Source organism: Bacteriovorax sp. PP10 (genome assembly GCF_035013165.1).
GTDB classification, from domain to species: domain Bacteria; phylum Bdellovibrionota; class Bacteriovoracia; order Bacteriovoracales; family Bacteriovoracaceae; genus Bacteriovorax; species Bacteriovorax antarcticus.
In genome coordinates this window covers 232,829-253,260 of sequence record NZ_JAYGJQ010000003.1, presented here as the reverse complement: position 1 = coordinate 253,260, position 20,432 = coordinate 232,829, and the positions used below count along the sequence as shown (strand labels likewise).

General features: G+C 39.4%; 17 protein-coding genes and 1 tRNA gene. 10 read left to right on the top strand and 8 right to left on the bottom strand.

Features of this window, described 5'->3' with window-relative positions; all coding sequences use genetic code 11:
- Positions 1-8: 8 nt before the first annotated feature.
- The gene (locus SHI21_RS18945) at positions 9-2,141 is read left to right on the top strand and encodes a 3-hydroxyacyl-CoA dehydrogenase NAD-binding domain-containing protein (protein ID WP_323578665.1); all 2,133 of its coding nucleotides are present in this window, start codon (positions 9-11) and stop codon (positions 2,139-2,141) included.
- Between the two features lie 6 nt (positions 2,142-2,147).
- Positions 2,148-3,323, top strand: coding sequence for an ABC transporter permease family protein (locus SHI21_RS18940; RefSeq protein WP_323578664.1), 1,176 nt, complete (start codon positions 2,148-2,150; stop codon positions 3,321-3,323).
- On the opposite strand, the gene SHI21_RS18935 is transcribed toward SHI21_RS18940, so the two are convergent.
- From SHI21_RS18935 to SHI21_RS18925, 3 genes are all read right to left on the bottom strand, one after another.
- Positions 3,324-4,166, bottom strand: a complete 843-nt coding sequence (locus SHI21_RS18935) for a hypothetical protein (protein ID WP_323578662.1) — start codon at positions 4,164-4,166, stop codon at positions 3,324-3,326. It abuts the gene before it with no gap.
- Positions 4,167-4,380: 214 nt separating this feature from the next.
- A complete protein-coding gene (locus tag SHI21_RS18930; protein WP_323578661.1) occupies positions 4,381-6,090 on the bottom strand; it encodes a methyl-accepting chemotaxis protein in 1,710 nt (569 codons plus the stop codon).
- Positions 6,091-6,243: 153 nt separating this feature from the next.
- Positions 6,244-8,559 (bottom strand): Tex family protein, encoded by a 2,316-nt coding sequence (locus SHI21_RS18925; protein WP_323578659.1) that lies wholly within the window; start codon positions 8,557-8,559, stop codon positions 6,244-6,246.
- Between the two features lie 116 nt (positions 8,560-8,675).
- Here SHI21_RS18925 and SHI21_RS18920 point away from each other — a divergent pair, with 116 nt between their 5' ends.
- A complete protein-coding gene (locus SHI21_RS18920) occupies positions 8,676-9,734 on the top strand; it encodes a hypothetical protein (protein WP_323578657.1) in 1,059 nt (352 codons plus the stop codon).
- 4 nt (positions 9,735-9,738) lie between these two features.
- Here SHI21_RS18920 and SHI21_RS18915 read toward each other — a convergent pair whose 3' ends face one another.
- Together SHI21_RS18915 and SHI21_RS18910 are read right to left on the bottom strand one after the other, a co-directional pair.
- Entirely contained in the window at positions 9,739-10,023 is a 285-nt protein-coding gene (locus SHI21_RS18915) for a Kazal-type serine protease inhibitor family protein (protein WP_323578656.1), read from the bottom strand.
- Between the two features lie 47 nt (positions 10,024-10,070).
- Positions 10,071-10,147 (bottom strand) — tRNA-Met (locus SHI21_RS18910).
- Between the two features lie 88 nt (positions 10,148-10,235).
- On the opposite strand from SHI21_RS18910, the gene tilS reads away from it, so the two are divergent.
- The 7 genes from tilS to SHI21_RS18875 all read left to right on the top strand — a co-directional run bounded on the left by tilS (position 10,236) and on the right by SHI21_RS18875 (position 17,909).
- Positions 10,236-11,525: a tRNA lysidine(34) synthetase TilS gene (tilS, locus tag SHI21_RS18905; protein WP_323578655.1), complete on the top strand. Its 1,290-nt coding sequence runs from the start codon at positions 10,236-10,238 to the stop codon at positions 11,523-11,525.
- A gap of 60 nt (positions 11,526-11,585) precedes the next feature.
- Complete coding sequence (ftsH, locus tag SHI21_RS18900) at positions 11,586-13,472, top strand: ATP-dependent zinc metalloprotease FtsH (protein WP_323578653.1); 1,887 nt, start codon at positions 11,586-11,588, stop codon at positions 13,470-13,472.
- Positions 13,472-14,311 carry a dihydropteroate synthase gene (locus SHI21_RS18895; protein WP_323578652.1) on the top strand — a complete coding sequence of 280 codons (840 nt, stop codon included), beginning with the start codon at positions 13,472-13,474 and terminating at the stop codon, positions 14,309-14,311. Before ftsH ends, SHI21_RS18895 begins: the two co-directional genes overlap by 1 nt.
- A 61-nt stretch (positions 14,312-14,372) precedes the next feature.
- Complete coding sequence (locus SHI21_RS18890; RefSeq protein WP_323578651.1) at positions 14,373-15,254, top strand: trypsin-like serine peptidase; 882 nt, start codon at positions 14,373-14,375, stop codon at positions 15,252-15,254.
- Between the two features lie 74 nt (positions 15,255-15,328).
- Positions 15,329-15,652, top strand: a complete 324-nt coding sequence (locus tag SHI21_RS18885) for a hypothetical protein (RefSeq protein ID WP_323578649.1) — start codon at positions 15,329-15,331, stop codon at positions 15,650-15,652.
- A complete protein-coding gene (locus SHI21_RS18880; RefSeq protein ID WP_323578647.1) occupies positions 15,649-16,929 on the top strand; it encodes an amidohydrolase family protein in 1,281 nt (426 codons plus the stop codon). The genes SHI21_RS18885 and SHI21_RS18880 overlap by 4 nt, the downstream gene beginning before the upstream one ends.
- 110 nt (positions 16,930-17,039) lie before the next feature.
- Complete coding sequence (locus tag SHI21_RS18875) at positions 17,040-17,909, top strand: trypsin-like serine peptidase (protein ID WP_323578646.1); 870 nt, start codon at positions 17,040-17,042, stop codon at positions 17,907-17,909.
- 89 nt (positions 17,910-17,998) lie between these two features.
- On the opposite strand, the gene SHI21_RS18870 is transcribed toward SHI21_RS18875, so the two are convergent.
- Genes SHI21_RS18870 through SHI21_RS18860 form a run of 3 tightly spaced genes read right to left on the bottom strand, consistent with a single transcriptional unit; the run spans position 17,999 to position 20,355 of the window.
- Positions 17,999-19,054: a hypothetical protein gene (locus SHI21_RS18870; RefSeq protein WP_323578644.1), complete on the bottom strand. Its 1,056-nt coding sequence runs from the start codon at positions 19,052-19,054 to the stop codon at positions 17,999-18,001.
- Complete coding sequence (locus SHI21_RS18865) at positions 19,051-19,422, bottom strand: DUF333 domain-containing protein (protein WP_323578643.1); 372 nt, start codon at positions 19,420-19,422, stop codon at positions 19,051-19,053. Before SHI21_RS18865 ends, SHI21_RS18870 begins: the two co-directional genes overlap by 4 nt.
- 36 nt (positions 19,423-19,458) lie before the next feature.
- A complete protein-coding gene (locus SHI21_RS18860) occupies positions 19,459-20,355 on the bottom strand; it encodes a 2-hydroxyacid dehydrogenase (RefSeq protein ID WP_323578642.1) in 897 nt (298 codons plus the stop codon).
- Positions 20,356-20,432: the final 77 nt, after the last annotated feature.

The following is a 20,432-nucleotide window of genomic DNA, read 5'->3' as shown; positions in this document are numbered from 1 at the left end:
GATATCCGATGGCAAATAATAAGATCAGTTTAGAATATAAAAATGAAATCGCTTACATCGGCTTTGGGTATAACAGCACAAAGTCGATGACGGCACTTGATTTAGAAACAATGCTGGAGCTTCAGGAAATCGTTGAAGAGCTTCACACAAAACAAAGTGGATTAAAGGGAGCGATCTTTTTTACTCACAAAGAAAATTGTTTTCTAGCAGGAGCTGATATCAGCTTAATCGCTTCGATGAAATCAGAATCAGAAGCTGCTGATGGATCTGAGCGCGGGCAAACGATGTTTAACCGCATTGAAGACTTAACCATCCCGACGATTGCATGTGTGGACGGTGTTTGTCTTGGTGGTGGGCTTGAACTTTCACTTTCTTGTAAAGTGATCCTTGCTTCAAATTCTCCAAAGACATCTCTTGGTTTACCGGAAGTAAAACTGGGAATCATTCCAGGTTTCGGTGGAACTTACAGACTTCCAAAAAAGATTGGTCTTCCAAACGCACTTGATATGATTTTAACTGGAAAAACTCTTCGCGCTGATAAAGCAAAAAGAATTGGCCTGGTTGAAGAAGTTTACCCTCGCGAAAACTTAATCGCGATGGCGCCAAATTTCTTTAACAGAAGACCGAAATCAAAATCAATACAAGAATCGATGAAAGAGCTGGCAACAGAAAACTTCGTGACAAGAAAAATTATTTTTCAAAAAGTACGTGAGAGCGTTCTTAAGAAGACAAATGGTTTCTACCAGGCACCTCTGAAAATTCTTGATGTCATGGATTCAGGAATGATGAAGGGGAGAACTTCATACCTAGCATCTGAAGCGCAAGCTTTCGGTGAACTAGCTATCAGTGAACAAAGTAAAAACCTTCAGCATATTTATTTCATGTCGGAAGCGGTGAAAAAATACACTGGCCCTAAATCGACTAAGCCTCTTCCGGTTTTAGCTCGTGGTGCTGCTCTTGGAGCAGGAACAATGGGTGGTGGTATCGCTTGGCTTATGGCCGACGCTGGAATGCAACCGATCATGAAAGACTTAACGACAGAAGCACTAAACTTAGGTTTAAAGCAGTCTTCGGCAAACTTTCAGGGTGCACTTAAGAGAAAGAAAATCACGCCTGATGAGTTCGAAAGAAAACAAAGATCAATCACTGCTCAGTTAGACTACAGCGGTTTCAAAAAAATCGACTTAGTTATTGAAGCGGTTGTTGAAAACATGAAAGTTAAAAAATCAGTTTTCGCTGAAACTGAAAAATATGTTCACCGTGATACATTACTAACAAGTAACACATCATCATTATCAGTTCAGGAAATGTCGGAAGCACTTGAGTTCCCGGATCGTTTCGCTGGTCTACACTTTTTTAACCCGGTTCACTTAATGCCACTGGTAGAAATTATCGTTCACGATAAAATCGCACCGGAAACAATTGAAGCACTTCATAAGTGGGTTCTAAGAGTTAAGAAAACTCCGGTTATCGTTAAAGATGGCCCGGGATTTTTAGTTAACAGAATCCTTATGCCTTATTTAAATGAAGCAGGATTCCTGCTTGAAGAAGGTGTGTCGCTTAAAGATCTTGATCAGGCAGCACTGGACTTCGGAATGCCTATGGGCCCTGGACGCCTTCTGGATGAAGTTGGAATTGATGTAGGTCTTAAAGTTGCAAAAATCCTTCATGAAGGATTAGGCGAGCGTGCCGCTTCTTCAAAACTATCTGCTCAAATGGTAGAGAAAGGTTTATTTGGGAAAAAGACTTCTAAAGGTTTTTACCTTTACGATGAAAAAGGTAAGCCAACTGGAGCTAACCCTGAAGTCGAAGAGCTTCTACCAAAAGAAAAAAAGAAAATGAGCGAGTCAGAACTTCAAATGAGAATGTTCTTACCGATGATCAACGAAGCAGCGGCGATTCTTCAAGATGGAATCGTACAAACTGCAGGTGACGTTGACCTGGGTCTTATCTTCGGAATTGGTTTCCCTCCATTTAGAGGTGGATTGCTAAGATACGCGGATAGTGAAGGCCTGGATAAAATCCACAATGCACTTAAAAACTTCGCTGAGTCAGTCAATAAAGACCGTTACACTCCAAGCTCATACTTAAGTGAGCTTGTAGAAACGAAGACAACTTTTTACGAAAAAACAACAAAGTAGTAGATAGTGTTTTTAACTTACCTAAAGTATTTTTTCTTTTACATCATAAAAGCTAAAAACCGCCAACGCCTGCTGATCCTGGCAGTCGTTGGTTTGTTTTTATCTTCATTCGCCTTAATCGTTCTTCAAAGCACGATGGGTGGATTGCAAAATAAATTGATGGAGAGATCGAAGGCCATTTTGGGAAAGGCCGTTCTTTATTACAAAGAAGAGCCGACAGAAGACAATTACAAAAAACTTTTTAAAATCCTCGATGATAAAAAGGTCAAATACTCAAAAGAGTACGAGATCGAACTTTTACTCAGGTTCCAGACTTTCATTACACCGGTGATTGTTCATGGGATTGATCAAACGGGATTTGTTCCCAATTTACTCCGAAATGATTTGCAAACGAATTCCAATGGAAAAAAAGTGGATGCCATCATGCCACTGGAGCTTGCTTATAAATTAGGTGTAGCACCTCCTGAGACTCTGCAAATTATTTCTCCGGCCCATGTTGATGACCTATTAGGTGAAGTGCCTAGAAGCCAGTCGATCAAAATTGAAAGAACGATTTCCAGTGATGTTCCGGAAATCGATCTCTACCATTTGTGGGTAAGACTTCCGCTTATTCAAAATCTGATTCAGTCTCATTTAATCAATCGCGTGAGAATTTATAGCGATATGGATTTTTCTGAATTAAAAAAAATCATTCCTCCTGAAATCCAGCTTAAAACCTGGGAAGATGAAAACGCGACACTAGTGTGGGCCTTAAAGCTTGAAAGCTCTGTCATGATTTTCTTATTTGCAGCGATGAGCTTACTCGTGTCTCTATGTATTTCTTCAGGCCTTTTGATCTTTTTTAATAAGATTAAATCAGACCTGGCGAGCTTCTGGATTTTGGGTGCATCGTTTTCTAGAATCGATCGCGCGACAAAATACTTTCTGCATTTGATGAGCTTTTTATCAATTGGTGGGGGAGTTCTTTTTGGATTGGGCTTCTTATGGCTTTTTGATCACTACGCACCGGAAATTATGCCGGATGTTTTTGTCGATAGAAAAATCCCTATTTTGATTACTGCAAAAGGTCTCTTTATTTCTTTTATTGTGCCTTATGTGATCTCTTCGGTCTTTGTCACGTTTGCTCTGGCGCAGTTTAAACGCGAACATGACCTGTTAGATCATGTCCGCTCTGTCTCTTAATTATCTATCTCTATTAATGACTAAAATTGGATTAGCGACTTCAGGATGTCTTACATTATCGATCCCTGTGATAAGTAAATCATCATAAGTAATTTTCATATTGATCTGTCCTTTAGTGTATTGAGAAGAAGCTGTTCCAAATTTTGAAGCTGTTCTGTTTACTTTGATGGGTGCTTTATCAGCAATAAACCCCAGTGTCTTTGACATTTGAGGATTCAGCACTTCTAGAGGTGAAAGCAATGTATTGTAACCACCAGAACTCCAATTTTTTAACTTAGTAAACTTCTCACTGTCATTGTATGAGAAGTATCCATCAAAATTACAGATCTGTGTGCTGACCTGATAATCGACTCTTTTATTTTTCTCGAAACCTTTTTCAGTTAAGTTTTTTAGTTGAATTAGTTCAAGGCTGATTCTGTAAGCATATTTATCTAAAGTAATTGTTCTCACTTCAGCATCACAGCTCTTGCAAGCTTCAACTTCAATGTATCTTGCTACGTCTGCCTTTAATTCAGCGTATTTCTTCATACCATCATCTGCAAGCACCTGAACATCATACTCATTCCAGCCTTCAACTGCTGAATCATTTTGTTTCTTTAAAGTAGCTGAACAGTCTGCAAGAGATTTTAGTAGTTTTGGATTTTTTGAATCAGATGTTTTTACTCTCAATTCCAGATCGGTAAGTTCAACTTGGGCCTGATCAATAAGAGATTTATTTCCAGCTGCCAGAGTTTGAACTGCTTTAGCAAGGTTTAGACCTTGTTCTAATTTTCCTTCTACAGAAAAGCCTGCAAGTGCTGTTGTTGTAGAGAGAATGGCCATGCAAGTAATGATATTTTTCATTGTTGACTCCAGTTTAAATAGTGAATTTAACCTGGATCTTAGCATTTCCTGGAAATAATAGAGGGCGATAATAAATTTTACATAGTCTTTATAAGGGTGGGAGAGACATTAAAAAAGGCCCGCTTTGAAGCGGGCCTATCGTTCTATTCGGTAGTTATATCGTTAGCTTCGAGATCAGCTTAATTAGGGGCAAAATATGTTTTAGTAGGGCCGTTTATACATCTTCAAAACGTGGATCATCGTAACCTGGTGTCGATGTTCCCGGTTTTGATTTGATCGGCGTGACATCAGCTTTTGTTTCAGGTCTTGCCTGTGGCGCGGGCCTTGGCGCTTGAACCAAAGTTGGTTTTTTGGCCGGCATCGGAAGCACGTTGCTCTTTTTAGGAGCAGGTGTTTCAGCAGATTTTTTCGTTTCAGAAACCAGTACTGGTTTTTTTGTTTCCACTTTTTTTACAGGTGCAGCGACTCCGCTTTGTTCTCCACCAAAGATTTCTTTCTCCAGTTCTACAACGGCATCTTTTAGATCAATAGAATGCTCTGAGAGCTCTTTAGCGCTTTGAGAAGACATAGCAGCTGACTTATTGTTACTTAATGTCGCCTGGTCTAACTGGTTCATAGCAGCGGTAATATTTCGAACACCTTCGGCCTGCTCTTTACTGGCCACAGAAATTTCATTCATCATGTTTTTTACAATCGTGGCATTTGTCACAATGTCTTCAAGGACAGTTCCACAACGTTCGGCAATCTTCATCCCGTCAGAGACTTTTTCAGTCCCGACCTTTGTCAGAGCTTCAACATTGCGGTTGGTTTCCTGGATAACAGAGTTAACTTTTACAATACTGTCGCTTAAGATCGCAGAAATTTCCGTTGAGGCCTTACCCGACATCTGAGCAAGATTTCCCACTTCTTCAGCAACGACCGCAAATCCTTTCCCATGTTCACCGGCCCTTGCAGCTTCAACTGAAGCGTTGAAAGACAAGAGTTTGGTCTGGAAAACGATATCGTTAATGACGGCAGTCTTTTCAGAAATCTCATTGATGATTTTTACAATCCCGCCAATGCGCTCATTACCACGGGCGATCTCTTCCATAATTTCTTTATTAGAGCTTCCAATCGACTCCATTGAGTGGATCATTTCCGTGACAACGGTTTTTCCTTCAGTGGCAATATGAAGTGACTCTTCAGATTTTTTAGTAGAGTTGACGACACTCTCGACAGTCGCTGTGACCTGAGAGGTGATCTCGTCAAGAGTCGCCACTGTTTCCTGAATGGAAGCGGCCTGCTCGTTGGCCGAGCTTGAAACTTCTCTGGAAATATTTTCAACTTCTTTTGAACTCTTGCTTGTTGAATCGGCAAGGCCTCTCAGTTTGTCGGTTGTGGAATTGATGGTTCTAACACTTCTTGAAAGTGAGAACCACATAACAAAAGCAAGCAGTAGCTGTGAGATGACAATTGAGATGGCACCAAAGAGGATGAATTCTTTTTTGATCTCTACAATTTCATTGTGGTTGTACTTAACAAAAACAGATCCAATGACACCAATAGATTGATCACCAAGTTTGGTGATATCTTTTTTAGATTCATAAAGTTTTGTGGTCTCTTCAATGACTTTGGTCTTTTTATTTTTTGCAGAGGCAATTAATTTTTTATCTTTGTCGAAAATATAAACTTCGTTGATGGTATCGTCGTCGACAATGTCATCACTCATTTGTTGAATGCTTTTTATATCGGCCGTGATGAGATAGTCGGCGAGGGTGTGTTGAAGTGAACCCGTCAATGCTTCAACTTCATCATCAATTTGTTTTTCAGAGATGGCCGATGTTTTATTTAAAATAAAAGAAGTCATTGCGATCAAAACAATAAGGGCGGCGATGTTAACCGACGTCATTAGCCTGAACATGAGCGAACGTTTCTTCTGGTTCATACAAATCCTTATGTATAATAATAAATTTCACTATATTAACTATAAGGCTAATCGGATTATTCTAAATAGTTTTAAGGAAGTTTTAAGAGGATTTTTGTCATGAAATCTTCACAGAAATACCCTCTCAAAACGAGAGGGTATTTCTAATGAAAATTATAATTTTAAATTCTTAAGGCCTGCAAATGCATTGTTTTTTAATGCAGGAGCTGGTGCCGGAGCTGCTTGAGGTTTACCTTGGTTCGAACGAGGTCTGTCTCCAGTAGAAGGAGCTGGTCTATTTACTTGAGCGCCTTGCTTCGCTGTAAGTGAAATACGCTTTCTATCGTAGTCGATGTCCAGAACCTGAACTTTAACTTCCTGACCAACTTTAAGTGCGACCATAGCATCTTCAACGAAAGTGTCAGAGATTTGAGAAACGTGTAGCAGACCATTTTCTTTAATACCGATATCAACGAATGCTCCGAACTGAGTGATGTTTGTCACTTGCCCTGGGTACCATTCACCGATTTTTAAATCAGTAATTTTCGTAATATCTTTTCTGTATTCGAAAGACTTGAACTCAGTACGTGGATCTTGAGAAGGAGATTTAAGAGCTTTAACGATATCGTTAAAAGTAAATTCTCCCACTTCCGTTTTAAATCCACTGTCGCGTTCTAATTTTTGAATCATATCTTTATTAGAAATAAGATCACTGATCTCAATTGAATTTTTCTTCGCCCAGTTTCCTAGGACTTCATATCTTTCAGGGTGAATGAAAGTAGCATCTAGTGGCTCAGCTCCGTTATAGATACGAAGAAATCCTGCCGCTTGTTCGAAAACTTTTGGAGAAAATCTTGTCACTTTTAAAATATCTTTTCTGTTTTTGAATCCACCGTTTGTTTCTCTGTGTTTTACAACGTTACCAGCAAGCCCTGGCCCGATACCCGAAACGTAAGCAAGTAATGGAGCAGAAGCAGTATTCAAGTCAACTCCAACGAAGTTAACACAAGATTCAACAACACCTTCTAGAGATTTTTTTAAACGGGCCTGGTTCACATCATGTTGATACTGCCCAACACCGATAGATTTTGGATCAATTTTTACAAGTTCAGCTAGAGGATCCTGGAATCTTCTGGCGATTGAAACTGCTCCTCTTACCGTTACATCTTTATCAGGGAATTCTGAGGCAGCTAATTCACTTGCTGAATAAACAGAAGCTCCTGCTTCAGAAATAAGCGTCGCATTTGTTTTACCATCTTTAACTGCTTTAACGTTCTCTTGAATAAATTGCAGAGTTTCACGTCCAAATGTTCCACTTCCAATTGCGATGTGGTGAACATTGAACTGCTCAATAATAGCAGAAAGAATAGACGCCGATTCTTTAACCTGATTTTTTGGTTCATGTGGATAGATAACACAATCACCAAGAAGTTTACCTGTATTGTCGATGACTACAATTTTACAACCAGTACGTACACCCGGGTCTACACCGATAACTGATTTAGGCCCTAGGTAAGGTTGTAGTAAAAGGTTTTTTAAGTTGATACCAAAGACGTTGATGGCACCTTCATCAGAAATTCTTTTTAGTTCTGATTTAATTTCCAGGTCAAGACTTGGGTAAATGTAGTTAGCGTAAGCTTTTTTAGCAGCAAGTTCTAAATCACTTGCACATCCAAGGTTCGCTTTATCAAAGAATCTTCTCTTTAATAATCCAAGGGCGACTTCTTCAGGGAATACCACTTCAACTTTTAGAGTCTTCGAAGTCATTCCTCTTCTCATTGCTAAGAATCTGTGTCCAGCTTTTGGCTCTTTTAACTCAGAAGCTTTTTGTGAGAACTCGAAGTAGTCTTTATACTTCATCCAGTCCTTATCTTCTTGTTCTGCTTTATCTCTCTTTGTCGATTTAACAAGCGAGTCTGACCAGAAATCCTTACGAAGAATTTCTTTTGTTTCCGGGTCGTGGGCCATCATTTCAATGATGATATCAAGAGCACCAGAGTAGCACTCTTCGAAAGTTGTAAACTTTAATTCTGGTTTGTTGAATTTATCACCGAACTCAGCTTTTAATTGCTCTTTTGTTTTTGGTGTAGAAAGAATGATTTCAGCAAGAGGGTCAAGACCAGCTTCTTTAGCAACCATACCTTTTGATTTCTTTTTCGCTTTATAAGGAGCGTATAAGTCTTCCAGTTGATTAATTGTAGACGCTTGCATGATTTTCTTTTCAAGTTCAGGAGTCATTTGCTCCATCTTCTTAATCTGATCTAAAATATACTCGCGACGTTTTTCTCTTTCTAAATAATTTTCATAAGCTTCATGGATCGCTCTGATTTGAACTTCATCCATATCGCCGGTAACTTCTTTTCTATAGCGGGCAACAAAGGGAACTGTACATTGTTCAGTAACCATCAGGTTTAAAACTGCAAGAACGTTTCTTGCATTGATTTGAGTTTCCTGGGCCGCAAAGATGACAGCATTTTGTTCTAGTGACATTCGTAAATTCTCCATTAAATTCTAAAATTCATCGTTCATAGTGATTGTGTGAGGTAAAACGATAATCATAATAAAAAGTGTTGGCAAATGAATAAGCTTTTTCATATTGTGTATTTATGGAAAAAACATCGAATATTGAAATTTATGACCTAGCTGTCATTGGCAATGGCATAGCAGCACAAAGTTTTTTATGGAATCTTTCCCTGCAGGAAAGTAAAAGTCAGAATTTTTCTATTGCTCACATCTATTCTGAGAAACTTGCTCCAGCTTGCACGCTGAGATCCAGTGCCACTGTTTCACTAAACGGAATTGATGAAGATGTAAGTGCGCTAGGCAATGACATGCGTGAAGCGTTTTTCTTATTTGATGAATTGTTTAAAAAATACCGTCCAATAGGTGTAGAGGAAGTGACTCGAACTGTGGTTTCTACCAATGAAAACGACACGAAAAAACTCACTCGCAGGTATAAAACTCTAAAAAAAGTAAATTCACAAAGATTGAATACTGAGTTCGATGGTACAGAATATAATTCATATATCATCACACCAGAAGTGTTCACAGAATGGCTTAGTTCAAACACTCAAATAAAAAAAGATGAGTTTTTACTGTTCTTAAAAAATCTCGAAAAAAAGGATGATGTGTATCATCTGATTTTAGAAGATGGGCAAATCATTAAAGCTAAAAAAATATTGTTTGCAATGGGAGCTTATTCAAAAATATTTGAAAAAATGCTGGCACCATTTGATGCAGATTCCATTGAAAGTAAAAATACTATTAAGGCCGGAACATATTTTGAAAAAAATATTGATCTGGGGCCAAAGTCTTTTTACCTATCTATAGATGGCCATCAGGTCCTTTATAGAAAGAATGCAAGTGAGAGCAAGCTGATTATCGGAAGTGCGACAACGGTTGGCGCTTATGAGACCCCAGACTATGCGGCCTTAAGTTTAATCTTTAATAAAGTAAAACCGCTTTTAACATTTGATGTAGGTGAGATGCAGAGTTTTAAAACTGTCACAGGACTTCGTCACAAAGGCCCTAAGCGACTTTTAATCTGCAATGCCATTGATGGTGAAGGGAAAACATTATTTCGCATCAACGGTCTTTATAAGAACGGTTATACGATGGGATTCCTTGCATCCAAGAGAATGATCGATTTAATTTTTAACGGGTAGGAAACTACTTCATTTCCGCGCAAGCACCACCAGTGTATTTCACACCAGCACAGTCTGCTTCGCAGGCATTTCCGTAAGTTTTCTTGTTCACACCACAAACTGGCATCCACAGTTTTGCACAAATGCATGATTCCGCTTTACCTTTTACGATCTGAGCTGGTTTTGCATCTGCTTTAGCACTTTCAGTTTCAACTTTATTTTGTTCAATTGAAGGTACTGGTGTTGCTGTAGGAGCGGCACTGCAGCTTGTTAGAATAACGAATAGAGAACATAAAATTAATTTTTTCATGGATTTAGTCTAATGGAATATAGTGGAGGAAGAAAAGAAGTTTTTTATGGTGGCTTGGGGCAGAATCGAACTGCCCACCTATGGGTTATGAATCCATCGCTCTAACCAACTGAGCTACCAAGCCATTAAAAATGTTTGTGCCATCCTAATTTTAAGACGTTAATCTGTCAAGAAGCCTGTTAAAAAAAGATTCATTAGTTTAGACTTAGCGAATGTCTACACCAATTTCAAGTGATCGAAAAAAGAAGCATCATCTATTTGGATTAAATTTCAAAGAACACGTGCGTGCTTTTATCAATTCACATCATCTTATTAACCCTAATAAAACGATGGTCATTTCCGTCTCTGGCGGAGTGGATTCATTGGCGTTAGTCGATGTGATCAGCTCCCTTGGTGTGCACTTTGAACTCTTGCATTTTAACCATGGAACCAGGCCTGAAGAAAATCTTTTAGAAGAAAAAAATATCCGCGACCTGGCCCATGAACTGGGTGTTAAGGTCAATGTTTTTCATTTTGACATCTCGCTCGAGGAAAAAAATTTCGAGAAAAAAGCACGTGAACTCCGAAAAAATATTTATAACCAGTTCATTAAAAATGATTATTGGGTTTATACCGCTCATCATATCGACGATTCCTTTGAATGGAGCTTAATGCAGTCATTTAAGCAATCGGGGATGAGCAATTTAGGCGTTCCGGTTTTTAATAATGGGTTAGTCCGTCCTTTTATGTGTGTCTCAAAAAAACAAATCCTGAGGTACGCAAGGGCGAGACAGCTTCATTGGACAGAAGACCCGAGTAATTTGAATGAAAAGTTTGAAAGAAATTTCATGCGCATTCATTTAACGGCAAAAATCTTAAAGCGCTATCCAAGCACGTTAGCTCATTATGTTTCCAGAAATAATCAATTGGCGCTGATTCAAAACATTCACAGATTAAATTCAGAATCAAAGTCCGTAGTGACTCAGGAAATTTCTGGTGGATATCTGATGGTGGCCGATGATTTCAAACATCATAAAAACGAAATCAAAGAATTAATTTATAAACTCTCTAATGTGGACCGCGGAGAAATTAATAACGAACTCGATAAATTAATTAAGGCACAAACCGAGATTAAAAATAATCCTGCGAGTTTTCCTTTTAAAGGCCCGATGAATTTTTCTGGTGGCGTGCAATTATATTTAATTAAAGATCATCTCTTTATAACCAATAAGAAACAGGCCGAATTTTATCAGGTCCTGGACTTCAAGTTATGCTCTCATTTACAATCACTGACGCAGATTCCTGAGCGAGCATTAATTCTCGCATTTCCGAAACTTTTGATCAGTTTTGGAAAAAAGCTCAGCAAATCTTCGAAATACTCCCATCCACTGCTGCCAGTTACCTGTGAGTGGCTTAGAAATCGCGGAATATCCTACGTATTTACTCCGCTAATGTCGATCAAAGATAGACAAATGTTAGCTAAGAACGCTGTCATACTTGATTCTTCTGTAATGGGTTTATAGAATAGAGAGGCTAAATCCAATTAGGGAATTGGCATATTAAGATAGAAGGAATTTACATAAATGAAACCTCAGCAAAAAACACTCACACTCTGGATTGTTGTTATCCTACTTATGGCCCTGGTTGCAAAACTAGCGACAGTTAGTAAGACTGACGTTAAGACAATCAAGTACCCTGCATTCGTGACAGCTGTTCAAGAAAAGAACGTTGAAGAAGTTATCTTCAAAGGCAAAGACACGATCATGGGTAAGTTCAAGCCTGGGTACGAAAATGGAGCACGATTTACTCTAACGGGTAACACTGGTGATGCTACATTCAATATTCTTCGCGAGAATCAAATCATTCCTCAGTACGAAGAAGAAGAAAAACAAACATTCTTCACATCATTACTCCTTAATTGGGGACCAATGATTTTATTAATCGTTATTTTTTATTTCTTCCTTCGCCAAATTCAAGCTGGTGGCGGTAAAGCGATGAGCTTTGGTAAGTCTCGCGCTCGCATGCTCAACCCGCATGAAAAGAAAATCACTTTCGGTGATGTTTCTGGTGTTCAGGAAGCAAAAGAAGAACTTGAAGAAGTTGTAGACTTCCTAAAAGACCCGAAAAAATACACAGCACTTGGTGGAAAGATTCCTAAAGGGGTTATCCTTGTAGGTCCTCCAGGAACTGGTAAGACTCTTCTTGCAAGAGCTGTTGCCGGTGAAGCTGACGTTCCATTCTTCTCAATCTCTGGATCGGACTTCGTTGAGATGTTCGTAGGGGTTGGGGCGTCTCGTGTACGTGACCTTTTTGAACAAGGTAAAAAACACGCACCATGTATCATCTTCATTGATGAGATCGATGCGGTTGGACGTCACAGAGGTCAAGGTATGGGAGGAGGTCACGATGAACGTGAACAAACTCTTAACCAACTTCTTGTTGAGATGGACGGTTTCGAATCTAATGAAGGTGTAATTTTAATTGCAGCAACAAACAGAATTGACGTACTAGATCCAGCTCTTCTAAGACCAGGTCGTTTCGATAGACGTGTAATGGTTGGTGCTCCTGATGTACGCGGACGTTTAGGGATCCTAAAAGTTCACACTAAGAAGACTCCACTTGAAGACAACATCGATTTAGAAGTGATCGCAAAAGGAACTCCAGGATTTACTGGTGCTGACCTTGCGAACCTTGTAAATGAAGCTGCACTAAACGCTGCCAGACATAATAAGAAGAAATTATCGAATGCTGATTTTGAAGAAGCAAAAGATAAAGTTTTAATGGGACCTGAAAGAAAGTCTCTGGTTATTTCTGATAAAGAAAAACTAATGACTGCTTTCCATGAAGCAGGTCACACACTGGTTGGTATGAACCTACCACACACTGACCCTATTCATAAAGTTTCAATCATGCCGAGAGGTGGTGCACTAGGTGTTACTCAAACTCTTCCAAATGAAGATATGCTTTCACTTACAAATGTCCGCGCTGAAAACTTCATCGCGTTCTTAATGGGTGGACGTTGTGCTGAAGAAATTGTTTACGGACAAATGACTTCAGGTGCGAGTAACGACATTGAAAGAGCAACGAGCTTAGCTCGTTCAATGGTTTGCAAATGGGGTATGTCAGAAAAGATGGGACCGATCAATTATCATAAGTCAGGTGCTTCTGCCTTCACTGGAATGGGAGAAAACGTTGACTACTCTGAGAAAACTGCTCAGGAAATTGATGAAGAAATCAACCGTATCGTAGATAAAAACTACCGTCAGGCAATCAACATTCTTAAATCGAATCGCGATGGTCTTGACCGTCTGGCACATGCTCTAATGGCATGGGAAACGATCGACTTCCAACAAGTAAAAGATGTTATTGCTGGAATTGATATCGGTCTTCCATTAAAGCCAGAAAAGAAGACAGATGAAAAAGACGAGAAGGTTTCACCAGCAAAAGGTTTAGACCCTCTACCGGCATAATGAATTTATCAAAGTTTAAAACATTGGGGGTCATTAACAGGACCCCCAATTCTTTTTCTGATCAAGGCCAGTCCCTCAATCCACAACATTTCGAATCGCAGTTAAAGTCTTTTCTCGAAGACTCAACCGTCATTGTTGATGTGGGTTTTGAGTCAACGGCCCCGATGAATCGTGCAGTCTCATCTGAAGAAGAGTTCTCTCGTTTTGAAAACTTCTTAGAGGCCTCAAAAGATTTTTCTTTTGAAAATAAATTCATCTCTTTTGATACATACAAAGTTCAAAATTTTCTTTTGATGGCCAAAAGTTTTAAAGCACTTCATCCAAAAGCTCACTTTATTTTTAACGATGTCAGTGGCGTTTTAGACGATGAACTTCAATCGGCCCTACTCAAGTTTAAAGACGAAAATTTCTACTACATCTATACATTTGCGCATATTCCTTCCCGCGATCAAGTCTTAGATCATATGAAATTCCTACGTCCAGAAAATGACGTGATCACTGAAGCAAGCTTGGCATTTAAGAAGGCCTACGATTGGTTTAAAAGCTTTCAGATGGAAGATAATCTTATTCTCGATCCAGGGTTTGGTTTCTCTAAAACCTTCGAGCAAAACTGGCAGTTGATTAACCACTGGAGTGAGCTCGAATCAAAGACTAGTCTCGATGTCCCGATGCTCGTTGGGCTTTCAAAAAAGTCATTTCTTAAAAAGGCCCTGGAGACTCACCCTGAGCTGGACCTCGAAGGGCTTCACCAAAAATGCATCCAAGACATCCAAAAGGCATCAAAAAGGAACTTGTTATTTCGGGTTCACGACCCAAAAGTCATGGATTTCTCCCTGTAAAAAATACAACTTGAGAGTTTCTCCTTACCAAAGACCCCAGGCCTTTATAAAAAGGTATCCTATGAAATTCCTTTTAACCTTCACATTTTTAATTGCAGCATTGAGCGCTCACGCCTCGATGGACAAGGTTATTTATGGCGAAGATAACCGCAGAATGATGAGTGAGCTCGATTCAGCAAATGATACACAGGCAATCAAATACTCATCTTCAATCCTGGCCCAGATTCCTAACTGGAGAATGACATCGACGAAAGAGACGATTTCTGTCACAACCCGCGATTTAAAATCCGGCCTTAATATTTGCGACGGAGAGAAGTTTCTAGAGCAGCCTTTAGTTGCATCATGCACGGCCTTTTTGGTTGGCCCTGATTTAATCGTGACAGCAGGACACTGTATTAAAGACAAATACGATTGCAAAAAACAGACATGGATTCTGGATTACGATTCTGCCGGAGACTTTACCGGTCCAAAAGGTACAATTAATTTTCCTAAAGACAAGTCATATACGTGTAAAGATCTGGTGAGCTGGTCAGAAAATAATAATCTGGATTACGCGCTTATCAAACTTGACCGCGAAGTGGTTGGCAGGACTCCATTAAAGGTTCGTAGAGAAGGAAAAGTCGCCAGCAATGAATCCCTGATGGTGATCGGGCATCCGTTAGGAATGCCAAAAATGCTCGCAGATAATATTTTAGTCAGAGACAATTCCTCGACTTTTTTCTTTAAGACAAATGCAGATACGTTCTCAGGAAACTCGGGTTCTCCGGTTTTTGGGGCCGTCTCAGGAATGGTTGAAGGGATTTTAGTCAGAGGCGACGAAGACTTTGAAATGGACATCGATCTGGGATGTCAGCGTATGAGTCGTTGTGGCGATAAAGACTGCCGTGGTGAGAGTGTTCAGCGCTCAACTTATTTACCATTTAAAAACATTCCCAAAATCTAAATTCTTTTCTACCATAATCATATATGGATTATGTTTGCGGCCCAGTCATTCTTTACAGTCAGGATAAAGTCCGCATGATGGATTTTCTATCTGACGTTTTTGAGTTCGACGTTGACCCCGAGCAAGACCTGGTTTTTAGCGGCCCTTTGCAGTTAAAACTGGTCGAGCTTCCAGCTTCACAAAAAGAAAATTTCCAGTCGCTGGGAATTAAATTTGCTTTCAAAACCAAAAATACCGAAGAGCTTGAAGAGATTGTGAACAAGTGCAATTTTTTTATCTACAGAAAAGAAGATAAATCTTTAAGTGAAGTCGTCTGCCCGCAAGAACAAGTTGAGAGTCTTTCCATTAAAGATATTGATGGGAGAATCTGGCAGTTTGATGTCGAGACCATTCAATGAAAACAATTCAGGCCAAGTGTGCAACGTCACAGTTTATTAAAAGACTCGATATTACTTTTGATGAGACGACAGGATTAATCGTTAGTGTTGCAGACGCTGTTAAAAATCAATCTGAAGTTGATTACTATTACAACGATGACTGCTTGTTATTTGCCGGAATGGGCGACATCCATATTCATGCCAGAGAAGATGTCTCTGGAAAAAATACTTATAAAGAAGATTTTCACTCAACATGTTGCGCGGCCTTAAACGGTGGAGTGGTTCATGTTGGAGATATGCCGAACAATCCGATTCCGCCCATTGATGACGTGTCGTATTTAAATAAATTTAAATTGGCAGCGAAAGTTGATGTACCGATTCTAATGTACGCAGGCATCGGGCCATCTACCAGGCCTTTAACTTTCACTGTTCCATATAAGGCCTACATGGGCCCTTCAATTGGAGAGTTATTTTTTAAAGACAATCAAAGTTTAGATGACGTCCTCGTTCATTATAAAAATCAATTCGTGAGTTTTCACTGTGAAGACCCTGAAGTATTAGAAGCACATAAAAGTGAAAAAACTCACGGTGAGCGCCGTCCATTAAAAGCAGAACTCATGGCGACAGATACGGCCTTGCATTTAATTGAAAAATATCAATTGAAAGGAAAGCTTTGTCATTACAGTGCCGGCGAAGGATTAACGTCGATTATCGCTGCTAAAAAAAGAGGTGTGAATGTCACTTGTGAAGTGACTCCACAACATCTTTATTACTCGATGGAGCTCTTAAAAAATAAAAGCGAAACTGAGCAAACATTTTTTCAAATGAATCCACCGATAAGAGGTGAGAGCGATCGCAAAGCATTGATCCAGGCAGTGATAGAAGGTTACATAGACTACCTTGCCACTGATCATGCGCCTCACAGTCAGGAAGAAAAATTAAAAGGCATGAGTGGTCTTCCAGGTCTTGATACCTACGGGCCGTTTGTGACGTGGCTTTTACTTGATCAAAAAATCGATGCAAAAATTATTGCAAAGATTGTGAGTGAAGGTCCGGGGATTTTCTTCAATCAATTTCTTCCTTCACTGAATTCGAAATCAGATCAACTAAAGAAATGGGGTTTAGGATTTGGTTTCTTATCATCCGGATATTCAGCATCATTTTCTATTTTAAATTTAGTGAAACCACTAAAAATAGAGGCCGCTCATTTGAAAACAAAAGCAGCATGGTCGCCATTTTTAGGTGAGACTTTTCCTGGAAGCGTAGAAAATGTCTTTTTATGTGGTAAGAAAATGTAAGACTAATCCGAGCAATATAGTCGGAATGTAAGTTTTTGTAAGTGTAAAGTTTTCATTACTTAGCAGTATATTCTTTGGACGTTAAATACGTACCACAAGGATGTTCTCGAATGAAATTTTTTACACTACTAGCACTAATGCTTGTATCTTCTCAGGTCTTTTCAAAAACTCCAATCACAGTTGTACCAAAAGTTATCTACGGAACTGATGATCGTATGGACGTTTTCGAAAGCAGTGATAATTTAATGAAAGAATTATCTCTATCAACAGCAGCTCAAATTTTAAACCCAGACATTATTGAAAAAGATGGAACATACACTCTTAAGGGTGACACTCTAGAGCAATCTGGAATGTGTAAGTCTGAGCGTTTTTCTGATCAGCCAGCAACTGCAAACTGTTCAGGATTTTTAATTGCTCCGGATAAACTAGTCACTGCTGGTCACTGTGTGACAAGTGTTGCTGATTGTAACAACCACAAATGGTTTTTTGATTTCTCAAACAAAACGGGTGTTGTTAAGTCTTTCTCATTCACAAAAGATCAAGTGTACACATGTACTGCTGTGATCGAACGCAAGAAAGAAACTGGAGCAGGAGCTGACTACGCTGTTGTTCAACTTGACCGCAAAGTTGTTGGCCGCACGCCACTTAAATACAGAACTGAAGGAAAGATTGCTGACGATGCTGTGTTAACAGTTATTGGTCACCCATCAGGACTTCCAGTAAAGATTACTGCAGCAGCTGATATGAGAAACAATAAGGGAGCATCATTTTTCGTAATGAACTCTGATACGTACGGTGGAAACTCTGGGTCAGTAGTTGTTGATTCAAGAACTGGTATCGTTGAAGGAATCCTTGTAAGAGGAGACACTGATTACATGCGCACAAAAGACGGATGTATGGCATCTGTAATCCGCGACCAAGATGGTGGACGTGGTGAAGACGCTACAAGAATCACAATCATCAATGCTCTAAAAAAATAATTAAACAAAACAAAAAGGCCTGCATTAAGCAGGCCTTTTTTGTTTGTGTGTTCGTTCTCTAGTATCGCCTCTACGGATGGGGGCCTATTTTATTTTGAATACTTCATCTCCACATCCGGAATTTCTGCACCAGGTTTATTAATCCAGTTCACATTTTTATAATCGCTAATTGAAAGTGAGCTTTTAACCAGCTCTTCTAAATCAACCCAACCATCATTTGTTTTTTTCTGCCAGCTTTCACCATAGCTATTTTTGACTTTAACCACCGTTTTACATTCAGTTGCTGAACACGATTCTTTGATTCCATAGAGAGCAATAGAGTGGCCTTCGCCGCCTTTGCAGTTTTTTGTGTAGGCACTGTCAGCGCAGATACCAATCTCTAGCGGAATCTTAGAAAGCAGTAGGGATTCAATCTTTTTTTGTAGAGTTTTAGGATTTGCATCCTTAAGGGCCGTTGGAAATGAGTTTACTTCGTATTCTGGAATTTTTGCCGTTTTAGATTCCTGTAAACACTCTTTTGGTAAGACTGCCAGGTAGAGAAACTCTTCGAGACTTCCGGCCGTTTTAAAAGCATCAGCAAGCTCTTCATTAGAAGTGCCAAGATTGCTCAGTGCTTTTCTAATATCGTTGACCATACAAGTGATGCAGTCATTTGGTTTTTTGTTTTTAATACCCTTATACTCATTCCATTTTCCCGTAAGAAAATTCATTCCCTTTTTTTCGCGCACATTCACACTGCCTTCTTGCTGAATAATAGAGGAGAAAGGCATACACTGCTCGCGAGCAACAACGCCACCTTGCTCTTTTAAATGTTTGAGAACTTCAGAGGAGTGACCGCCTTCATCCAAAACATTTTTGTCTTTAGGTCTGAAATAAGAAGTGACATCAAAAGTGGATAGGGCCTCTTCCGGTTTAGAGCAATCCAGACTCATTTCTCTACAACGATAGGTCTCTAGTAAGCTGGTGCTGGTAAAACCATAACAGATACCAATTCCATCCTGAGTCTTTATTGGAGTGCTTTCGAGGATTTCAATTTCACTGCCGGGAGTGTCTTTATAAGATTCACCTAAAACGAGGTAAGGATTTTCTGCCAAAGATGTTTGTGAAAATGTTATGAGGATAAAAAGCGTGATGAATGTTTTCATTTTGCATACCTCTTATAAAGATCCCAGCTATCCACATAAAAATCTTTTTCAAATCGACAGAAATCATACTCATTATTTTTTTCATCTTTAAAGATAGACGAGAACCCGCCTTTTTCATGGCAGTAGATTGAAGCAGGATTGCCTTTCAATTTAGTTTTCTTATGGACGCTAACCTTCTTGCGATTAAACAATGCAAAACATGACTTCTTATTTTTAGAACATGATTCACTGACCTTCATATCATCAACGGTAACGATTTCAATTTTTTGAGATTTACTTCTTTCATACTGATGAGTGAAAACTTCAGCGTGAAGAGTGTGCGTGGTAATAATGAGAATGATAAATGAGGTGATTTTAATTGTTGGCATGCCTGACTTATCGTCCGGACATGCCATCAACTTTATTTATGGGAAAGCAGCGATAATATTATTGGCACACATAACCGACATTTCTGTTCGTGCTTCAAAAGTGGCCGATCCAATATGGGGAAGGATCATAACATTTGGTAGGGAAAACAGGGGATTAGAAGGAGGAAGAGGTTCTGGTGTTGTCACATCGAGACCTGCTGAAAAAATCTTCTTATCTCTAAGAGCTTCATACAAAGCTTCCTGATCAATGACATCACCGCGTGCCGTGTTCACAATAATGGCCGAGGATTTCATTGCTGCAATTTCTTTTCTCCCAATGAAGTGTTTTGTCTCAGGAGTAAGTGGAATATGAAGTGATAAAACATCCAGGTCACTTAAAAATTCAATCAGGTTGTCGCCACGCTTGTAACCTTTAATCTTCATTCCAAAAGCACCTTGTGCCATCTCACCTAAGCGTCCACCAATTCTTCCCATGCCAATGATACCGAGAGTTCTTCCTTTTAGTTGAGGCCCTAAAAATCCTTTCGGTTGAAAGTGAGTCCATTCTCCATTTTCAGCATTCTTCATTGCGGCCTTGAAGTTTCTCGAAGCACAGATCATTAATCCAAATGCTGTTTCAGCAGTGGCCTCAGTTAAGACGTCCGGAGTGTTGCCGATAATAATTCCCAGTTCGGCCGCTGCTTCTTTATCGATGTTGTTGGTCCCGACTGCATAATTTGTAATTATTTTTAAATGACTGTTACTCATTAAGAAGTTTTTGTTTATCGCGTCGGCCATCGTGCACCAAAGTGCGTCGACCTTTTGGGCCGCCTCATGAAGCTCGATTGCTGTCATCGGACGGTCCTTGGCCCAGACTTCAACTTCAAAACCTTTATCTTTTAAAAGGCTTATCCCATCTGGAAGTACGTCCCGAGTCACATATACTTTTTTCATACCTATCCTCTGTTTTTCTTACCGATTCTTACATCTCCATTAACTCTATAAAAATGAGAGCAGTCAACTATTTTGTA